This window comes from Bacillota bacterium (genome assembly GCA_030705925.1).
Classification (GTDB): domain Bacteria; phylum Bacillota; class Clostridia; order Oscillospirales; family Feifaniaceae; genus JAUZPM01.
Genome location: JAUZPM010000042.1, coordinates 1 through 18,612, shown reverse-complemented (window position 1 = coordinate 18,612; position 18,612 = coordinate 1). Strand labels below are relative to the sequence as shown.

Sequence of the window (18,612 nt, the reverse complement as noted above, 5' to 3'; positions counted from 1 at the left end):
ATAGCAACATCCTTGCTTGATGTCAGATGCCCTGCGCCGCTGTCTGTTGCAGTAACCGTTATATTGTAAATATTATCGGTATTACTATCAGCTGGTGCCTCATAGTCGGGTGCGTTTTTGAATGTAACCGCTCCTGTGCCGCTGTCAATATTAAAGAGTGAAGCGTCACTTCCACCTATGCTCCATGTGAGAGTATCACCAACGTCCGGGTCAGTTCCAGCAGAAGCATATGCAGTCCCTGTACTGTTCTCTGCGAAGTTTGCTGCATCTCCTGACGTTATCATCGGAGGTTCATTTATATTTGTGACGTTTATTGTAAATGTCTGATCAAAAGTGTTGCCTCCCTTGTCACTCGAGCGTATGACAACACTATAACTTGTTTTAGTTTCGTAATTCAGTGTGGAATTTGTATTAAAATTGCTCCCTACGATTGTGAAAAGCGTGCTCACAGCAGAACCGTCTATGGATACTATAGAATAAGTAAAGCTATCGTCTGTTTCAACATCTGTAGATGAGAGTGTACCTATTGTCGTGCCTGAAACGGCATCCTCTGAAACAGTGTTAGCTGAAAGATTAATAGCTGTCGGTGCTGCATCGTATACATTCTTCACCGTAATCGATATATCCTTACTTGCGGTCAAGTGTGAAGTGCTATTGTCAGTTGCGGTTACGGTGATATTGTAAATATTGTCGGCGTTATTGTCAGCCGGTGCCTCATAGTCGGGTACGTTTTTGAAGGTCACCGCCCCTGTGCCGCTATCAATATTAAAGAGCGACGCATCAGCTCCGCTTAGGCTCCATGTCAGCGTATCGTTCTTATCTGGGTCAGTTCCCGACGCACTATATGCAGTCCCAGTTTCATTTTCAGTAAAGTTTACTGCATTGTCCGACGTAATATTTGGCGCTTCATTAACATTCGTTACTGTTATCGCGACATTCTTGCTTGCAGCCAGATGTCCCGTTCCGCTGTCTGTTGCAGTAACCGTGATGTTGTAGACATTGTCCGCATTACTATCAGCTGGGGTCTCATAATCGGGTGCACTCTTGAAGGTTACTGCTCCTGTGTTGCTGTCGATATTGAAGAGCGCCGCATCGGTTCCGCTTAGACTCCAAGTTAATGTATCGCCTGTATCAGGGTCAGTTCCTGTCGAAGCATATGCGATCCCTGTTCCATTTTCAGCAAAATTAGCTGCATCGCTTGATGTGACACTTGGTGTCTCGTTAATGTTTGTTACATTTATTGTAACATCTTTTGAACCGGTAAGTCCTCCGCCGTCAGTTGCGGAAACCGTTATATTGTAAACATTATCGGCATTACTATCATGTGGTGCCTCATAATCCGGAGCACTCTTAAATGTCACTGCTCCTGTGCTGCTGTCTATGTTGAACAGTGCAGCATCTGTTCCGCTGATGCCCCATGTTATCGTATCACCTGTGTCTTGGTCAGACCCTGCAGACGCATATGCGGTGCCTGTTCCGTTTTCCGGAAAACTCGCCGCTGCACCTGATGTAATTGTCGGTGCGTGATTGGATGCAGCGACGTTTATAACGACCTGAACACTTGAAGAGGATGCGTCCTTACCATCATAAGCTTTAACCGTGAAAGCGTTAATGTCTCCGTATGCGTCGGATGCAGGAGTCCATACGAGACTGCTGCCTGTCGGTGAAAGCAAAGTTGAACCTTCCGTTACCCCGCTGCCATTCTGCGTCAAAGTGCCCGAGGTTACAGATTCAACACGAAAACTGACCGTATCACCGCTGTCGCTGTCGGCTTCGTCTGCCGAAGCTGCCAAGTCATTATATGTAATAGTATATGCCGCATTCTCTGTCGCTCCTGTCAGTTCAGAGATACTAGTCAACGTCGGCGCGATGTTCGTTTTAAAGCTGGATACACTTCCATAAGCTGTGCCAGAGCTATTTGTGGCATATGAGTTGAAATAATATGTAGTCCCGGGGGTTAATCCGCTGATTGATTTGCTGAAGCTTCCTGTGCCCGAACCGTTGGCATCCTTCGTAACGCCTGTTTCCCCTATGGTCGGTGTTTGATCCGTCGAAGAGTAAACCACGCCTCTTTCTGTTACCGTATTTCCACTGTCGTCAGTAACATTTCCGCCTAAGTTGGCAGAACTTGCGATGACATCCGAGGCACTGGCTGTTGTTACTGTTGGTGTCGTAATATTAGGGTCAAGCCCGCCGCCTAAAATACACAGATTGATAGGTTCTTCTAAACTCCAATCACCTATCGCAAAATAATATGTCGTGCCGCCTGTAAGAACGTCCGTATAATTGAAATTTAATCCTCCAGCCCAATCATCATTTTCGCCAACTTCAACTGCACCGTCCATTCCATAAGGCGAAACCGTGGTAATATAAATATAGGTATCATTGGACGAGTTATCGTCATATATTGTATAACTCCCATTTGCTGGTGCAACAAACCCATAAAAACGGCAGTTAAAGTAGCCGGTCTGAACGGTTGTTTTTGCTTTAGTAATGAACGGTATATTTAATAAATCGATTGCACATGTAGATGTTGTAGGCCCGACTAAGCCCCCGGTAGGCGTGCAGGACACTGGATCTAGGGTAATCGTCTGCCCGTTCACGGTCACAACCAGTTCGAATGTGTAAGTTGTTCCGTTTGTCAGCCCGCTAACCGTCGCACTTGTCGAGACATTTGTTAGTGTACCCGTTGCTGCATCCGAAAAGTTTGTTCCATCGCTAGACTGCTTAAGAACGACGCTCGTGGCCGATGAAGGGACCGTAAAATTGAAATCAACTTTTCCGTTGCCGGGAGTGCATGTAAGTGTTGGGATTGGTGTTATCGCGACTTCATTTGAAGCCGGACTCAAAACGTCTCCATCCCCGATTCCTTTGACTATAAAATAGTACTGGGTGTAATTATTTAAACCAGAAATTACTGTACTTGATGCGTCTTGGCCATATATAATCTTTCTGTTTGTATTGTCATAAGAATTCGAAGTCGTGCTCCAATAAACATAATATCCGCCAGCTCTCTTCGAAGGGGTCGGCCATGAAATCGTTACTTTTGCGTCGCCGGCCGTTCCCGATATTGTTGGTGCGTGTGCATTGGTCAAAAGAGCTGGATAGCTACCTGTTGTTGACCATGTATCTGATGAATCCCAACCAGAGTATGTAGATGCAGTTTTTAGCTGGGCGTCTGACACTGGGGTCGCTCCATCGTTTGATGCTCCTCCGTTATTCCACATCCCGATACCGTTAGTACCAAAAGTATCAAGAAAAAAATCACCTAAGCAGTTTCCCGAAAAATCGCTTCCGGCAATACCGCCTTTTGCCCCGCCAGCGCTTGACACTATGCCGGTTGAATAGCAGTTTACGATAGCATTTGGATTTAAAGGAGAGATACTGACGGTTCCGGCTATTCCCCCGACTACCATCATGCTTGCATTACTCCCGGAGCCTCCTGTTACGCTGCCGGAATTCCAGCAATTATTTATATGGCCGGTATCGTAGCCGGCAATACCGCCGGCGCATGCCATGCGATTATTGAAACCGCCGACCGATACATTAGCGCAGTTATAACAGCATGAGGTAGTCCCGCCATTTACCCCAACAAGACCACCGACCTGTGTGTCGGAACCGCCAGATACAGTACCAGAGATAACACTACAGTTTTCAATTGTTGCGCCGTTTTCTCCGGCAATCGCACCAAGGTAACTCACCGGTGTAGTCAGACTTATATTAACGTTTGATAGTTTTAAATTTCTAATCATACTGCTACCATTTCTGTTGCTAACTCTAGTAAACAAGCCAATGTAATTTGCATTCGATGCACTGGTGATTTTTAAGCCAGAAATCGTATGCCAGCCTCCGTCATATATACCACCAAAGCCCTGATCTCCACCGATCGGCGTAAAATCTGCGATGCCACTTAAATCAATATCTGCCGTTTGTACAAAATATGATCCTAAATGCGATGCGTAATTCGCACTCAGCCATTGAAGATCGGCAGCACTGGAAATCAGGTACGGATCGTTTGGAAAACCGCTTCCCGAAGGCGTCTCAGCCGCTTTTGCCGTAAATGTCATATTAGGTATCAAACTTAAAACCATCGCCAGTGTAAGAGTAAACGCCATAAATCTTCTTCGAATTCTTCTGCTCATGTCCTTTCTCCTAAACCAATTTATTTTTTGACTAATTCGTAACTGCTTGTATAAGGCCACCATTTTAACCGGCATAAACGTAATTTACAAATGTTTTTTTATGTTTTTTTACCATTATGTACCCCCTTAATAAAACTATTCTAAATTTATATTTTACGGAGCAAAAAAAGCACGTTGATGTTATAACCAGACATAATATAATAAATTATTATACATCAATTTACATTTGAAGAAAATATAAACTATGGTTTTATTAAAAAGAGTATTAAAATTTTATATGCTTTCAATAAAAGTACAACATCTCTTAAAACAGAGTAACAAAATCATATGCATTTTATAAGGAGTGTAGCAAATCGCTATACCCATATGGTGTCGTGAAACACGACGGTATCTCCATTTTGGTAGATAGTATTATCTTCAAAATATTAGTCCTTCGCGGCAAGCCACAAAGTATGGGGCATAAATCCGCTTTCAATGGAATGTACAAAATAAGAAAAACCCTGTAAGCCGCAAGGCTACAGGGTTTCTTAATGGTTGCGGAGGCTGGATTTGAACCAACGACCTTCGGGTTATGAGTTATGGGGGCTTCTTCTTTTATTAAGTAATACATACTTTATATACCACATGCTGTATTTACCCCATAACATAGTTACATTATATACTGCTTAATATATAACTATCTATTTTAGGTATGGGGCAAAGTATGGGGCGCTTCCCGAATCCGTGGATTATAATAGCCTTACTTTACACCGCAAAATATTAAAGGTAGAGGCTATTAAATAAAAGCTGTCCATCTGTCCATCAATATATAAATAAGAATACATATTTTTTTAAAATGGCTATATTACACAATTTTATTATTTCTTAAAAGGAAAAATGTATGGACAGATTGCTATAAAAATTCTGTCCATAAGCTGTCCATCTGTCCTTATTATCTGTCCACGGGCTATTTCTGCTCTGATTCTGTGGTTAGAAATACGTCCGTTATAGTCTGCATTGCTTCCGCTTGCAGTTCAGGCAAAACGTGGCTATAAGTGTCAAGCGTGATCTGAATACTAGAATGACCTAAAATTTGACTTACAACTTTAACTGGTATCCCGGCTTCTAACGCTCTTGTTGCAAAAGTATGACGGAGTGCGTGAACATTTCCGTCTTTTACGCCGGCATTCTTCAAAGTCTTTTTGAAAAACTCTTGAAACGTCTTAGGCTCTACAAAATGACCGTCCTCGCGGCAGAAAACAAGGCCGTTGTCCTCGTATGCTTCGGCCCATTTTGCTTTATTGGCGTCCTCTGTAGCCTTGTACGCTTTCAATTTGCCCACAATAGCAGGGGATATTGAAACAGTGCGGTCATTGCTGTTTTTCGTGTATGGCTGTACCATTAAAATAGTTTTGCCCGATATCTTGGGGTTAAAATTCTTTAACCGGGATAGCTGCTTATTAATTTTTATGGTTCTTTTTTCAAAATCTATGTCTTTCCATGTCAGGGCCAATATTTCACCCTGCCGCATACCTGAATACAAGTCAAGCAATATAATCATGCCCCAGCGTTCGCCCTTGCAAGCCTTTTCTATGGCCTTTTGCTCGTCCGGGGTAAATACTCGAATGTCTTTCTTTTTGGGCGCTTCTGGCAGTGTAACGCGTCCATCTGTAGCCGGATTTTTTGGTATCATATCATTCAGGTAAGCGACTTGAAGAGCTTTTCGCAAAACAAGATGAATGTTCCTGATCGTTTTTTCTGAAAGCCCTTTGTTTATTGACTTTTCAGGCTTTTCAGATTTTTTACCCTTTGCTTTCTTTTGAACAATGCGCCCGCTTTTGAGCATTTTATTATACACGCTCTGAATTGTGCCGCTTCCTAAGTCTTTCAGTTTATAATGGCCAAAATTTGGCTTTAAGTGCTGCCGGATAATCATTTCATAGGAAACGCGGGTTGACAGCTTCACGCTGTCTACAACGTGCTTATTATACCATTCATCAAGCCACTGGCTGACGGTATATTTGCTCGGTTCAATATAAATACCTTTTCGTTGCTCTGATAAATAATCGTTCAGCTTTTCAGCACATTCTTCACGCGTTTTTCCATAGAAATATTTCATTTTTTGGCTGCCGTTTTCATTGCGTCCTATGGTAACACGCGCTTCCCAGCGCCCGTCCTTTTTCTGTCGGATATTACCCTCACCATTGCCCCGGCTTTTTTGCCCCGCTTTTTGCCCCATACTCTCCGCTCCTGCCCCATACTTATTTTACATAATATAACACTATTCCATTAAACGTTCAATATCTCTTTGGGAATATTACCTTGTAACTATATATAATAATTTATATCAGAATAAAAAAAATATTATATATATAATCACTTTTTCACACAATACACAGAATTACTCATCTCTCCCGCCAAAGTGGATGACCCCGTCGTGTTTCACGATACAGAGGGGTATAACGGTTTGTTATACCCCCTTAATGGATTTTTATTTACTTTTCATACCCCAATGCAATCAACATATCTTCGGCGGGTATATGCAGTTTCTTAATTAACATCCTCAGCTCTGCCAACGTGAATTTATCCGGATCATTTAGTCTGTTATAAACGGTTTTGCGTGATACGCCCATAGGCAGCGACAACGATTGATTCGGCAAATCGTATATGATCTGCTGCTTTGCCATTGTACCCAGTAGATAGTCATTACGTTTCTGATTGTCTGATTTAGCTAAACGTGGCATTAAAATTCCTCCTTTAAATACTGATAAATATATCGATGTTTTATATATCACAAGAAACTGTCTCAAATAAAAAAGCGAGGCCAAGCCCCGCCATTTAACTATTCATTCTTAAATATGTAAGCAAATTCTCATGTGTAATATTACATTTAATTTTATCTTTTCGGGAATCCCATTTTTTAATTGCCATTTTTGTGAACTCATTTATCTGATCTTCTCCTCTGTTATGGATATACTTCTCGTAATTTTCCCCTTCATTCAATAGCTCCATAAAATTAAAAAACTGAGCAACTTCAATGTTATTTGGTATTCTACCTTCTCTGTGGATGATAACGCCAGCGAAAGCATTATATAGCTTGAGAGTATTTTCAAAGCCTTTATTCATAATATATTCCTCACTTTCTCAATTTCCTTAATAGCAGTTTCACGTTCGATTATATCCTTTAGTCCACGTTCTATACATTTTTCAAAGTCATCGTGTTTATTAACGTGTATGGTATATATACCCGTTTCAAAATTATAGGAGAACCCGGAATTGCTCGGATAATCAGAGATACAAATAATATTGTCTTTGATAAGCTTGGCATTCACTTTAAAACTTCCTTTCAATTTTTTAATTGAAGGATAGTACCCAACATGTTATACTATACACGCAAGGGACTTCCCTCAGTGGTGGTTTCTGCATAAGAAGCAGTCCGATACTTATTCAGGGTGGCGGGCTACTTCTATTTTTTTTGTCGAGCCTTTTGATACATCTGCTCAATCCCCTGCCGGATTACTTCCGCTTTGGTAAGACCCAATACCTCGCAACAATAATCCAATTTGTTTGTGTCGCCTTCAGATAACCTAAATTGAAGCCTGCTTCCCTTTGGGTCGTCCGTTGGCCTTCCTGTTCGTGGCATTCTCGACCTCCTAACCTTTTTGTACTGACATAAGTATAATATATGTACTGACATAAGTCAATAGCTATATAAAAAAATCTTTATAAGAAAAAGCCCGCAAAAGCGGGCTAGGCATTTGGCTTCATATTCAATCATCATTTATGACTTGTTGGATTTCCTGTTTAGATAAACTTTTGCCAGGTTCATAGATTTGAAACTTTGATAACATCTTTCTATATTTGCGCAGAGTGTTGCGATGGCTATTTATTGAGGAATTTTTAAACTCAGAAAACGGTCCACAATCTATTAAATATTTTGCATAAGAATAGTGCCCCACTTCTTCATTACCATCAAAGCCATTAAACAAAATGTCGCTTTCTTCAACCCCACTCTTATCGTTTAATTCTTGGTAAGAGTAATATAATGACTTAAACATACTTAGTATACTTAAAACTTCGTCACAAATTTCAGCAGATATTCCATCGGACATTCCGTCTGTTAATGAATCATATTCGCCTTCATACCCATTCAATAATATTTCCTGTGGATCTTTCCATATTTCTGGTTCTTTTGGGTATAATCTTTCTAAAATCTTATATTGGTTATACAAAAACAAGCGCTCTTTTTCTGATAATTGCATATTATCACCTTCCTCAAAATTTAATATAATACTTAAAATTTCTTTTTTCAACAATTTCTTCCTTTTTTTCGTGTGTAACGTTTTGTTACTCACCTAATCGCTTTCAATCATCCAAACACTCTGTACGGCAAAACACAGTAGAGTACAAATTCCATAAGACGTTACCCTGAAATAGGGCAAGAAAGAATAAACCTAATCAAAAATACTGAGCCCAAAAATGGACTGGCTAGTAAGCGCAAAATTGCGCTATCCTAATTTAGGCTCAAAATTGAGCGCATCTATTGATTGAATTATATTATGCAACCCTATCAGCTCACTGTTGCTAACTTAGCATATATCTTTAAATCTTCTTTCCGGCCTTCAAAATCGTCTATACGAACAATCTGATATGTAATGTCCTTATAAACTATCCTCATGGCTGTGGTGATGTCTGGTAGCCAGTTAACCGCAAATAAAACCTCTGCTATGGCAACGGTCGCCAACGCGGCGGTCGTTTCCGTTTCGCTCATGTGCCTATAATACGCCCATAAGTATTTTGGCTGGTCTGTGTCCGCTGAGTTACCTAAATCAACCCACTTTGTCGTTGCAAAGCTGCCGGTTCCGACTTTAACCGGCTTTTGTATGCGGATTTTTTTATCTTTTAACATATTATCACGCCCTCAAATATTCTTCGTAATGGTCATATAATCCAACATAAGCGTCCAGCATGGAAGCCATGCCGTCAATTCTCATTTTCGGCTGCTGCGACTTGATCGGCACAATGTTACCGTTCCGGTCGGTGAGAATGCCGGTATTTGATAAGCACCATTTCAGGATAGGAGAATTATTGTAGTTAATCTTCTTTGCTTTCAAGTCTGCTCCCATCTGCTGCATAGGAAGTGAAAGTGTCTTTGCACCCTGAATACACCGCTCCATTTTGAAACCATACTGCTGCATTTCATCAACCCAGTACCGCGCCGAATACGAATCATAGTAAATCCACAACGGCGTTATACCGTAATCGTTAAGCATTTCATTAAACCATGCTGTTATATCGCTGTAATCAATCGTATTGCCCGCACAGAGCCGCAATAAGCCTTGTTTCTCCCATATGTCGTATGGAATTTTGTCCTTGTGTACACGCTCATAGAAGCTGCCACGCGGAAGCCAATACATCTGACGAACATATCGCTTTTCGGTTTCCTTATCGACAAATAGCAGCGTTGCGCTCGTCAAGTCTGTTGTGATTGACAGATCAGCCCCGCCAATGGCATAACAATTTTTAAACTGCGATATATCAAATGTTTCAGAGTTATTTATATCCTCAAAAGTCAACCATGCCGTGGCTGCATTCTGCCTGATATTAAAATCTTTGCATAGGATGCCGGGCAGATCGGCAGCGTTGCTTTTAGCCCTCTCAACCTTGCGTTGCAGATCGTCCAGCTTTTTAATAGTTCCCAGCCCCGGATTGGCTTTTTGCCATTTAGCCGGGTCATCCCATTCTTCGGCTTCGTCCAGTTCATAGAGAACGGGTAGAAAACTTTCATCAGTGAATGTGCCGTCGATTACATTGCAGGCATACGCGTACATATCATCGTAAATGGATTCCCGCACTGTCCCCGCTGTGGTTATCATAATCAATAACGGCTGTCTGCGGGCGCTTTGTGACTGTTTCATTACTTCATAAAGGTTTCTATCCTTAACGCCATGCAGCTCGTCCATGATAACGAGGGAAGCATTAAGACCGTCTAACGTGTCGGAGTTCCGCCCCAACGGTTGAAACTTTGACATACCCGCATCAAAATATAGGTCGGTCTTGCGTTTTCTAATATGCTTTGACAATGCCGGGGATTGCTTCACCATGCGCTGCGCTTCATCAAACAGAAGCCGCGCCTGATCTTTTTTCGTTGCTGTGCTATAAATCTCCGCGCCTGGTTCACCGTCTGCAATCATGCAGTATAGGGCAATAGCGGCCAACATGGTTGACTTGCCGTTTTTTCTCGCCACTAAAAACAGAGTTTCACGGTATTGTCTAAAGCCCGTTACTTTGTCCACAAAGCCAAATAAGGCAGCAATGAAAGCCCTTTGAAACAATTCCAGTATAACGGGTTTACCCGCCCATTCGCCTTTTGAGTGCTTGCAGAAGTGTTCTATAAATTCAATAGCGCGGTTTGCCTTAGTTTCATCATATATGTACTTTCCGGGGGTATCTCCATTTTTGGATATACCGTGTTCAATCTTCCCGGCTAACTTTTCATACAGTTTGTAAACTCTCTTTGAAACAATGAACTTTCTGGACTGAATGCCGCTCCAATATTCAAGAATTGGATTCATAAAATCACTTCTTCCCTAAAAACGTGGTCAGTTCGTCCTTTGCTTCGATTTTGGCAGCTGCGGGCAACAAGTCCACAAACTGCTTATAGACCAGCGAATACCGCTGAATGGTCGTGTTATAGGATTTCAAAGCGGGATTTTCTCGAACGAAATTCTGTTTACCGTTTTCAAAGTGTTCCACAGCCCCTACTTTCTGAACTGTCTTTTTAAGTTCAGAAAGTGTATGTTCCATAAATGTTAATTCCTTTAATAGGCTATCAGCAATGGGTTGCCTATCCTTTGAAATAACGTCAATTAGCTTTTTTACTTTAGTTAATGCCATATTTTTTCACCTCAGTATCAATACAACTTGTAGATAAATTCGTGGTTATACCCCTCGTAATATAAAACTTCATAGAGAGGTTTATTTATGTGCCCGTTTCGGTCCCCCATTGCTCGCTTAATTTGTTAAACCAGGGGGGCTACTTGTAAAATTTTCATACCATTGCTTTGCTAGTTCAATGAATTTTTCAGTCGAACTGGCTCTGCGCTGATCATTTTTGATTCTCTCGATGCACTCAGTAAGCGTCGTTTCCATAACAATAATTTTAGCATCTAATTCTTTTGCTAATTTATTTTGCTTGTCCTTACTCGGTGTGGAAGTAATAACATAGGCGCTTCTCCACTTGCCCCGCTTTGCTTTGATTATTTGGTAAAGCAACTTTTGAACCTCTAATGCTACGGCTAAAACCGGCTCGTGATTCAGATAGATATTATCAGGCTCACCCATCAATGCAGCGCATATATAGTCAAGATCAATGACTATATCATCATTGTGCTTATGTTCCTTAACCCATGTTGATTTGCCACTGCCCGGACTTCCACATATAAGGTATGCGTTATTTATCTTCACAAGGTTGCCACTCTCGTCGAATGTCAGTCCCGGAGCACAAGCGCCCATACTCATATGTTCTGCTGCATGACACGTCCGACAAAGAGCTTCAAGGTTATTCCAGTTCAATGTGATATTCGGGTCATTGATATTTTCCGGCGTTATGTACTTCTTATGATGACAGATAACCGCAATATCACCGCACCTCTCACATATATAATTCTTGCTCGACATGAAACTATCGCGGCACTTCTCCCATTTCTTACTTTTATACAGTCCTATTGCAAATTCTCTAGCCATTCCGTGCCATCACTCCCAATGTACCCAGCATCTTATCAATAACAATTTGTAATCTTGCTGCATCTTGGGTTTCGGGCTGATACCAAAATTGTATAATAAACCTCGCGCATCGTTTGGCTAACTGATACCCTGTTGCCGTGCTGTCAGTCCATGTACTGCCTGTGGTCACTTGCAAATAATCAGGTATATTGTCAATCATGCCCTGAATGATCGTGTCGTTGTCTGTGCCGTCTATCCTCAACGCATCCCGCGCTTCGTCTAATGTTATTAGTGCCATATATTACACCCCTTTAAGAATCACCGGGATACGGGAAATCCCGCACCCCGGCCATAACTCATATTTTATGCTGTTGCTAAAGTCAGTTTGCAGAACGCTTCTGGAATAATTACTTTTCCGTCTGCTACTGCCATTGCCCTGTAATCGATCAAACCCTGCTTAAAGCTGGATTCTCTTGACACTTCCAGCATAATCCCCTGTGAAAGATTTAGTCCGTAATACTGGAAGTTCCCAAAAAGAATTGTATCCGTTGGAATGTAATCATCAACGACAACCGTATGACCCAGCATACGCCCGGCGCCGCCATCAATCGGATTAGTGAAGATCGGTCTGCCGGTCGTATCTTCAACTGCCATGATCCTATTAAACAGTGTTGCGTTATTTACTGCAAATATTGCGCCTGCTGCATAGCCCGCTTTCAATAACGATGCAAGTTTCAGCACGTCGGCATATTTCAAGCCGGTTGTTGCAAATGTTGCTGAATTGGTTGTATCCCATGTTATCGCGGCAAGAATGCCCTGTGCCTGATTGGTTCCTGTGCCGTTGAATACGCCGTTGTTCAATGCAGCATATACCGTTCTTGAAAGTTCGGTAGAAAGATAGGATTCAAAGGCCGAAAGCGTCATCACATTGGCCGCAACACTCATACTGAATACTTTCATCAACTCATAGGCGTTGAATACAACATGTGCTGGTTCATTGGTGCTTGGTGTCACTGCCGCACCCTCTGTATGCCATTCTGCCGCATCTTCCGGGGTGGCTACTGGAATACTCAAATTTGCAGGAATATTGAACTGCCGCACATACTGGAGAATGTTTCCCTGCGTGGTCGCTTTCTGAACAACTTCGTTCAGAATAGTGGTCGGAATTACTGCAGTACTGTTGCCGGTTGAAATAAACGCCGAGCGGTTTTCAATCTGCGCCTGATTCTGCGCTCTCTCAAAAATGGCGTTTTCATCGGCACTCATGGGCTTGTTTAACATCTTTTTGGAGAAAGCGTTTCTGTATTCCATTGAACTGAAAATATCGTCCGTGCGCTGTTCGGGTTTATTCTCAAAATCTTTGCCAGTGATAGGATTAAATCCTGTCAACTTGTTTTGGGCGGCGCTGCGCTGTTCAAGGTTATCCTTTGCCATTTTCAGGCCGTCAAGTTCAATATTCAACCCCGCAATGTCGGCGTTTGCATCGGCATCAATGGTCTTGCCGATTTCTGCGGCGCGGGTTTCAATTACTTCTGCGGTTGCTGTGCGGTAATGGTTGAAAGCTTCGTTTTTATCTTTAAACATATTAAAATCCCCTTTTTAAAATTTGATTTATTTTTATTTTGGTTTCGGTCTTGGCTCTGAATGTGGATAAACTGCCGTCTATCGTGCTTCGGGCTTCAACACTGGTCTGCGGATAAGCAGGAAATGGAACCACACTAATTTCAAGCACTTTTTCAATTTTTGTAATTGTCCGGGTGTTTGTTTTCGCGTCGTATCTGTCACCGCCTGCCGGAACTTTAAAAGCAAAACTCATGCCTGATAAATCGCCGCGATCTACTGCCGTATGTACGCTTCTGGCTTCTTCGGTATCCGGTAAAGTTGCCGTCATAGTCAATCCTGCCGGTTCAACTGATAACTGCAATGTTTTTGGTGTTCTCGCTAAAGGCACTTTGCTTAGGTCATGATTATACAATAGCCTTGTGTCGGATAAATCCGCACCATCAAGCGCCCCTCGCTCAATTACCTCGATATAACTTCCTGCTCGGTCATTTATGACGGTAGGCTGATTGAATACAATCGGCATACCTTTTAAAATAAGGCTGTCTGCTGCCGCTTCGGCTCTTATTTCGCATACTCTTTGCTCTTTCATTTTGTTTCATCTCCAACTTGGTATTTATTGGCCTTGGTAGCATCAACAACATTAAGGGTTTGTAACCTCTTTGCGCCCTCTGTGCCGCCAATAGGCCGCATATTCAAAACTTCTCGGGCTTCATCAACGCTGAATAATCCCATCGGCATAGAAGCTGTCAAGGTAGAAACACGAGTCTGATAACTCGCATAATCCATTGAATCGCCCTCGAAAATAATCTTGTTTCCTGCCTGCTGCTCAATTGGTGTAAATATCTTTGCCGTGTATTCTTGCCCCATCTGCGCGGCCAGCGGTTCAATAACAGATTCATAAAAGGCGGTGCCGGTCTGCTCGTCATAAGAACCGTCAACAATTTTTTCTGATATACCCAGGTACTGATAAATTTTGCTTTTCACGGCTGCAAGCTGCTGTGCGTTTATCATATAAGGCTCCGAATTAAGTGGTACATAATCAAATTTACTGTCCAGTGCAGCTACACCGCCGTTATTTTCAATACCCATATAATCTGCCATAAAATTGGCCTTTTCTTCTTTCAGCTTGTCCGGCGCTAAAACCTGATTATATTTCAAAATTCCACGGATACTCGCGCCCGCTTTGATTCCTGCGGCAATGCCGTCTGACTGTGTTTGCGCTAACTGTAAAGCCGGAAGAATAGCCGTGTTTGCGTCACCTAAAAGGTCGTTACCGTTAAAATGACGGCGTAAATGGATAATATCAGAATAGGGAAGAATATACTGCTTGCCATTCTTGAAAAAGAATTTACAGTAAAGGTTGTCTGTTGCATCGGAAACAAATTGCATTCCTGAAACGTCCAGCGGATAAAGTGCAGTCACATTGCCGCCGTCGCCCCGCTGTATGTACCCGAAAGAATCATTGCATGTAAAATAGTGCGTGATCTGCTTGTACTGATAATCAAAGCTACTCATGAACTGGTTTGGCCTGCATGATAACAGATAATTCAAAGCATCGTCACCCGGCTCTCTGCCGTCTGCTGTACGTATAATATGCGAACCGTGAAGCTTTGCACCATGCCGTGCTATGCTGTCAACGGCGGCGCGGAACACATCGGATTCATAGGCATTGCCGCTGAACGTTGAAAAATATGGTACTGCGCCCATTACTACGGCGGGGGCTGTTTGCTGAGGCTGCTGTGCTTTGAATATCCTTGTAAAAATACTCATTTAATTACCTCGGTATGTATCTATTAAGTCACAAACTTCAACACTCCCGCCAACGTTTACAATATCCGGGATTGAAACAGTTATTGGATCGTTCTGTAACGTATCATCTATACTTTGCAGATGATCTGCAATACGTGCTAATTGTTTTAAAAGTTCTTGCTGAAATTCAGTCATAATTTTTCACTCCTTAATTTTTTTAAGCTTCGTCAATAACACTTTTATCTATTGTCAGGAACCGACCACGTTTTCCATTAAAAATATGCCGTGGTGTTTTATCACCTGCTATTACATTAATAATTCCGTCTTCCGCTAAATGTTTTAATAATGTTTTTTGTCCTACTGGAAAGAACTCCCCTTGTTCTGTGCAAAATTTAACAACTTGCTTGTACACTATTTCTGAATAAAAATAATAATTTTCTTTATTAAAATATCCGATGAATGGAACACGCGATTCCGGTGGTGGTGGATAACCTCCTGTTGCATCATGAACATAAACTGCTTGAGATTTAATAAGCACTTTTAGCTTATCAATAAATATTTTTGAAGGCTTATCGTCGTTTAGTAATTCAGCATGATCTTTGCCCATCTGTAATAGTATAATATCCATTACATATAAAAGTTCTTTGGCGTCCTGTTCATCAACCGCACTATACTCAGAAGCAAATTTTACAAAGTACTTCCAACCCAAACATAGATGTGCTAGTGCTTCAACAACTCGAGGATGTGTTAATTCATTTAACGATTTAAAAAAGCGATTGCGCGTTTCTTCAAATTCATTTGCAAGAGATTGAACAAATTTTTTTGCGCCATTATCGATAAACTTAGCCTTCAACCACTCAATATATGCCCTCATGCAAAGACTGTATACCTCATTGCGTGCGTCGTCTTGTGCTATGGTCAGTGCTGTAAAGTCTGTATCACCTGTTTTTAATTCTGATACCACAAACCGCGCTGTACCGCTTTCACCAACATTGGGCGGTTGTTCACCCGTAAAAATTGCATTGCCGCGCGGGGCTCTTTGCTTCATCAAAGTACTATTACTATTTAATCTGTTACGACCTGTGCGCTCTCCATAACTGCGTAAAATATTTTGTGCAACATTATCCATTCTGTTAACATCATTACGGGTACTTGGTTTATAATCATCAATACATATAACATTGTCCTTACATAAAAACACCTGATTTACTATTGCATTTGCCGTATCCATAAATGACAACGGGAGGTCGGTATTATTAAAACGGCCGAAAAAGGAAAGAAACAAAGCTGCTAAGGTACTTTTGCCAGTTCCTGTTTTACCCATAAGAAAATAAACAAATTTCGGTTCGTGCCCTGCCTGTTTTAAAAATTCATTCAACGGGGAAAGAAATGTGAATGCCAAGAGCGGAAAAATAATATGTTGTGGCGCCACATTGAATAGTTTCATGCTATCCTTAACTGCTCTAGCATACTCATCCGGATTCTCTCCAGGTAAATGATAGTTTGAAAGTCTACCCTCCAGTTTTACATCAATATCCTTAGCTCCAACGGCACCTTTTCCATGCAAATAGATCCATTTTTCCCGGTATAACCTCCATCCTGTATATGTATAAACAGTTTCGCTTTTTAGGTTTCGGCTAATTTGTTGTATGCAATGTCTCAATCTATCTTTTATAGTAGTGCCAGGATTTAAATTGCAAGAAAAACCCCACATCTTTGTTATCCAATTCATATTATTAAAGTCTGCCGCCTGAACCTCAATCTCTGGTAATTCCCGGCCAGAAGCATGTTTCCCCTTAATTGCAAAAGTTTTTTTTGTTTCAATTCCGTCATCCGTGGTCTTTTCTCCGGTACACCACGCTACAAAATTACATATTGGTTTATAATCTACCTGCCACCGATTGCACTCTTTGTGCAAAACAACCTGATTTGTATTACCATCAATTGCAGTGTACCCGCTTCTGCTAAAAAGGCCTTTAAACTCAGCGTCACATTCATATTCGCTATCAGGCTGAACCTTTGGTACAGATTTCGAAATATAATTTGGAGTATTTTCGATTATTTCATTCAATTTTTTCAGCACCTCTGCATCGTTATGAACCATTGTGAAAACATCTGAAATATCACCATGTTCCGGCAATTCAGGCCAACTAATCGTTAAGTCAATAAGCTTTACGCTTTTAGCTTTTCCCCACAGACTTTCAGCAATTTCTTCGGCAAAAGCCTTGCCAATTTCATCATTATCCTGTATAATAATAATAATAGAATTATATAAATATTTATTATATTGGCTTAGCCATTTGCCCTCACCTGCCCCGTGAGTGTTGCATGTGGCTATTTTTTTATGCTTTTTCAGGGTTTCAACGTCTTTTTCACCTTCGACAATATAAATAGGTTGTCCGTCTTGAATACCTTGCACAACGGCGGGAAGATTGTATAAAATCGGCTGTATGCCTTTTAAGTTATATACCCAGCCGCCTTTTCCGTCCGGTTTTGCTTGTATAAACCCCTTAGGCTCATATCTGATTTTTTTATGTACGACTTCGCCCGTGGTATCAACATAAAGGTATTCGGCAACCTTGTGACGCTTTTGCTGTACTTCCGGTTTATCAGAAAACAAATCTGCCATTTTCAACCCCATTGCGTTCACAATTTCGGAAGTGCTGCAGCCTGCTTGACATTTCAAAAGAATTTTCCCGTCCTGGCCCCGCGATATACTTAAACTGTTGTGCCTGTCATCATGAGATGGACAACGCGCTGAGTACTGATTTCCATGACCTTTTACGCTTTCAAGGTAATTCAGAAATTCCGTCAATTGCATCTGTTAATTCCCCCAGCCACTATTTTGTTTAAGCCAGCTTTGCAATTCATCAATTAATACTAATTTTCTTTTACCTAACGACAAGGTCGGGAATCCTTTAGTATGTACCAATTTATATGCTGCGGATGCTGAGATTCCTAATGACTTCGCCAATTCTGGCACTGAATATGTAAGCTTTTCCATATTGCCCCTCCTTTTTGTATTCTTTTGCTTACTTTTGTTTCCACTATTATATTTTAGCATCCGTTTATTATCATGTCAAGTAAAGTATACATATATATAGCGCCAATTCTTTTTGTTACTTTTTGCTTGCATAATATGTGTTTACATGTTATTCTATCTTTAAGGAGTGAAGCGCAATGGATCAAAACAAAATAGGCGAAAGAATTAGAGAATTAAGAAATGAACAAAGAATATCACAAGATGAGCTTGCAAAAATATTAAGTATAACACGACTTACACTTGGGAAATATGAGCGAGGGACGCGTACCCCAGATGCAAGCGCAATTAATGTTTTATCACATACCTTTAATGTATCTGCTGATTATATTTTAGGGTTATCCGATGCACGAAACCCTGAGTATCGAGAAATTATGTCTGAATATGGTCTAAATGAAAAAAGTGCAGAAATTT

General features: G+C 41.3%; 19 protein-coding genes. 1 reads left to right on the top strand and 18 read right to left on the bottom strand.

Going from position 1 to position 18,612, the window contains the following annotated elements; genetic code table 11:
• The 18 genes from Q8865_07610 to Q8865_07525 all read right to left on the bottom strand — a co-directional run.
• Window positions 1-4,142: hypothetical protein (locus Q8865_07610; GenBank protein MDP4153285.1), on the bottom strand; the 4,142-nt coding region annotated here is incomplete at its 3' end.
• A 946-nt stretch (window positions 4,143-5,088) separates the two neighbouring features.
• On the bottom strand, window positions 5,089-6,360 hold the full coding sequence (locus Q8865_07605) for a site-specific integrase (GenBank protein ID MDP4153284.1): 1,272 nt from the start codon (window positions 6,358-6,360) through the stop codon (window positions 5,089-5,091).
• Window positions 6,361-6,616: 256 nt separating this feature from the next.
• Window positions 6,617-6,865, bottom strand: a complete 249-nt coding sequence (locus Q8865_07600) for a hypothetical protein (protein ID MDP4153283.1) — start codon at window positions 6,863-6,865, stop codon at window positions 6,617-6,619.
• 94 nt (window positions 6,866-6,959) lie between these two features.
• Window positions 6,960-7,247: a hypothetical protein gene (locus Q8865_07595; GenBank protein MDP4153282.1), complete on the bottom strand. Its 288-nt coding sequence runs from the start codon at window positions 7,245-7,247 to the stop codon at window positions 6,960-6,962.
• Window positions 7,244-7,453, bottom strand: coding sequence for a hypothetical protein (locus tag Q8865_07590; GenBank protein MDP4153281.1), 210 nt, complete (start codon window positions 7,451-7,453; stop codon window positions 7,244-7,246). The genes Q8865_07595 and Q8865_07590 overlap by 4 nt, the downstream gene beginning before the upstream one ends.
• Before the next feature lie 134 nt (window positions 7,454-7,587).
• Window positions 7,588-7,764, bottom strand: coding sequence for a hypothetical protein (locus Q8865_07585; GenBank protein ID MDP4153280.1), 177 nt, complete (start codon window positions 7,762-7,764; stop codon window positions 7,588-7,590).
• Between the two features lie 127 nt (window positions 7,765-7,891).
• Window positions 7,892-8,434, bottom strand: a complete 543-nt coding sequence (locus Q8865_07580; protein MDP4153279.1) for a YfbU family protein — start codon at window positions 8,432-8,434, stop codon at window positions 7,892-7,894.
• Between the two features lie 257 nt (window positions 8,435-8,691).
• Entirely contained in the window at window positions 8,692-9,030 is a 339-nt protein-coding gene (locus tag Q8865_07575) for a phage head closure protein (protein MDP4153278.1), read from the bottom strand.
• A 4-nt stretch (window positions 9,031-9,034) separates the two neighbouring features.
• Window positions 9,035-10,696 (bottom strand): terminase large subunit, encoded by a 1,662-nt coding sequence (locus Q8865_07570; GenBank protein MDP4153277.1) that lies wholly within the window; start codon window positions 10,694-10,696, stop codon window positions 9,035-9,037.
• Window positions 10,697-10,700: 4 nt separating this feature from the next.
• Window positions 10,701-11,018: a hypothetical protein gene (locus Q8865_07565; protein ID MDP4153276.1), complete on the bottom strand. Its 318-nt coding sequence runs from the start codon at window positions 11,016-11,018 to the stop codon at window positions 10,701-10,703.
• A gap of 117 nt (window positions 11,019-11,135) precedes the next feature.
• The gene (locus Q8865_07560; GenBank protein ID MDP4153275.1) at window positions 11,136-11,867 is read right to left on the bottom strand and encodes an AAA family ATPase; all 732 of its coding nucleotides are present in this window, start codon (window positions 11,865-11,867) and stop codon (window positions 11,136-11,138) included.
• A complete protein-coding gene (locus Q8865_07555) occupies window positions 11,860-12,144 on the bottom strand; it encodes a head-tail connector protein (GenBank protein ID MDP4153274.1) in 285 nt (94 codons plus the stop codon). The genes Q8865_07560 and Q8865_07555 overlap by 8 nt, the downstream gene beginning before the upstream one ends.
• Window positions 12,145-12,209: 65 nt before the next feature.
• Entirely contained in the window at window positions 12,210-13,430 is a 1,221-nt protein-coding gene (locus Q8865_07550; protein ID MDP4153273.1) for a phage major capsid protein, read from the bottom strand.
• A gap of 1 nt (window position 13,431) precedes the next feature.
• Window positions 13,432-13,998: an HK97 family phage prohead protease gene (locus Q8865_07545; protein ID MDP4153272.1), complete on the bottom strand. Its 567-nt coding sequence runs from the start codon at window positions 13,996-13,998 to the stop codon at window positions 13,432-13,434.
• On the bottom strand, window positions 13,995-15,179 hold the full coding sequence (locus Q8865_07540) for a phage portal protein (protein MDP4153271.1): 1,185 nt from the start codon (window positions 15,177-15,179) through the stop codon (window positions 13,995-13,997). The genes Q8865_07545 and Q8865_07540 overlap by 4 nt, the downstream gene beginning before the upstream one ends.
• Window positions 15,180-15,353: a hypothetical protein gene (locus Q8865_07535; protein ID MDP4153270.1), complete on the bottom strand. Its 174-nt coding sequence runs from the start codon at window positions 15,351-15,353 to the stop codon at window positions 15,180-15,182. It abuts the gene before it with no gap.
• A gap of 22 nt (window positions 15,354-15,375) precedes the next feature.
• The gene (locus Q8865_07530) at window positions 15,376-17,979 is read right to left on the bottom strand and encodes a DUF927 domain-containing protein (GenBank protein MDP4153269.1); all 2,604 of its coding nucleotides are present in this window, start codon (window positions 17,977-17,979) and stop codon (window positions 15,376-15,378) included.
• A gap of 3 nt (window positions 17,980-17,982) precedes the next feature.
• Complete coding sequence (locus Q8865_07525; protein MDP4153268.1) at window positions 17,983-18,162, bottom strand: helix-turn-helix domain-containing protein; 180 nt, start codon at window positions 18,160-18,162, stop codon at window positions 17,983-17,985.
• A 176-nt stretch (window positions 18,163-18,338) separates the two neighbouring features.
• Here Q8865_07525 and Q8865_07520 point away from each other — a divergent pair.
• On the top strand, window positions 18,339-18,612 hold a 274-nt coding region (locus tag Q8865_07520), incomplete at its 3' end, for a helix-turn-helix transcriptional regulator (protein MDP4153267.1).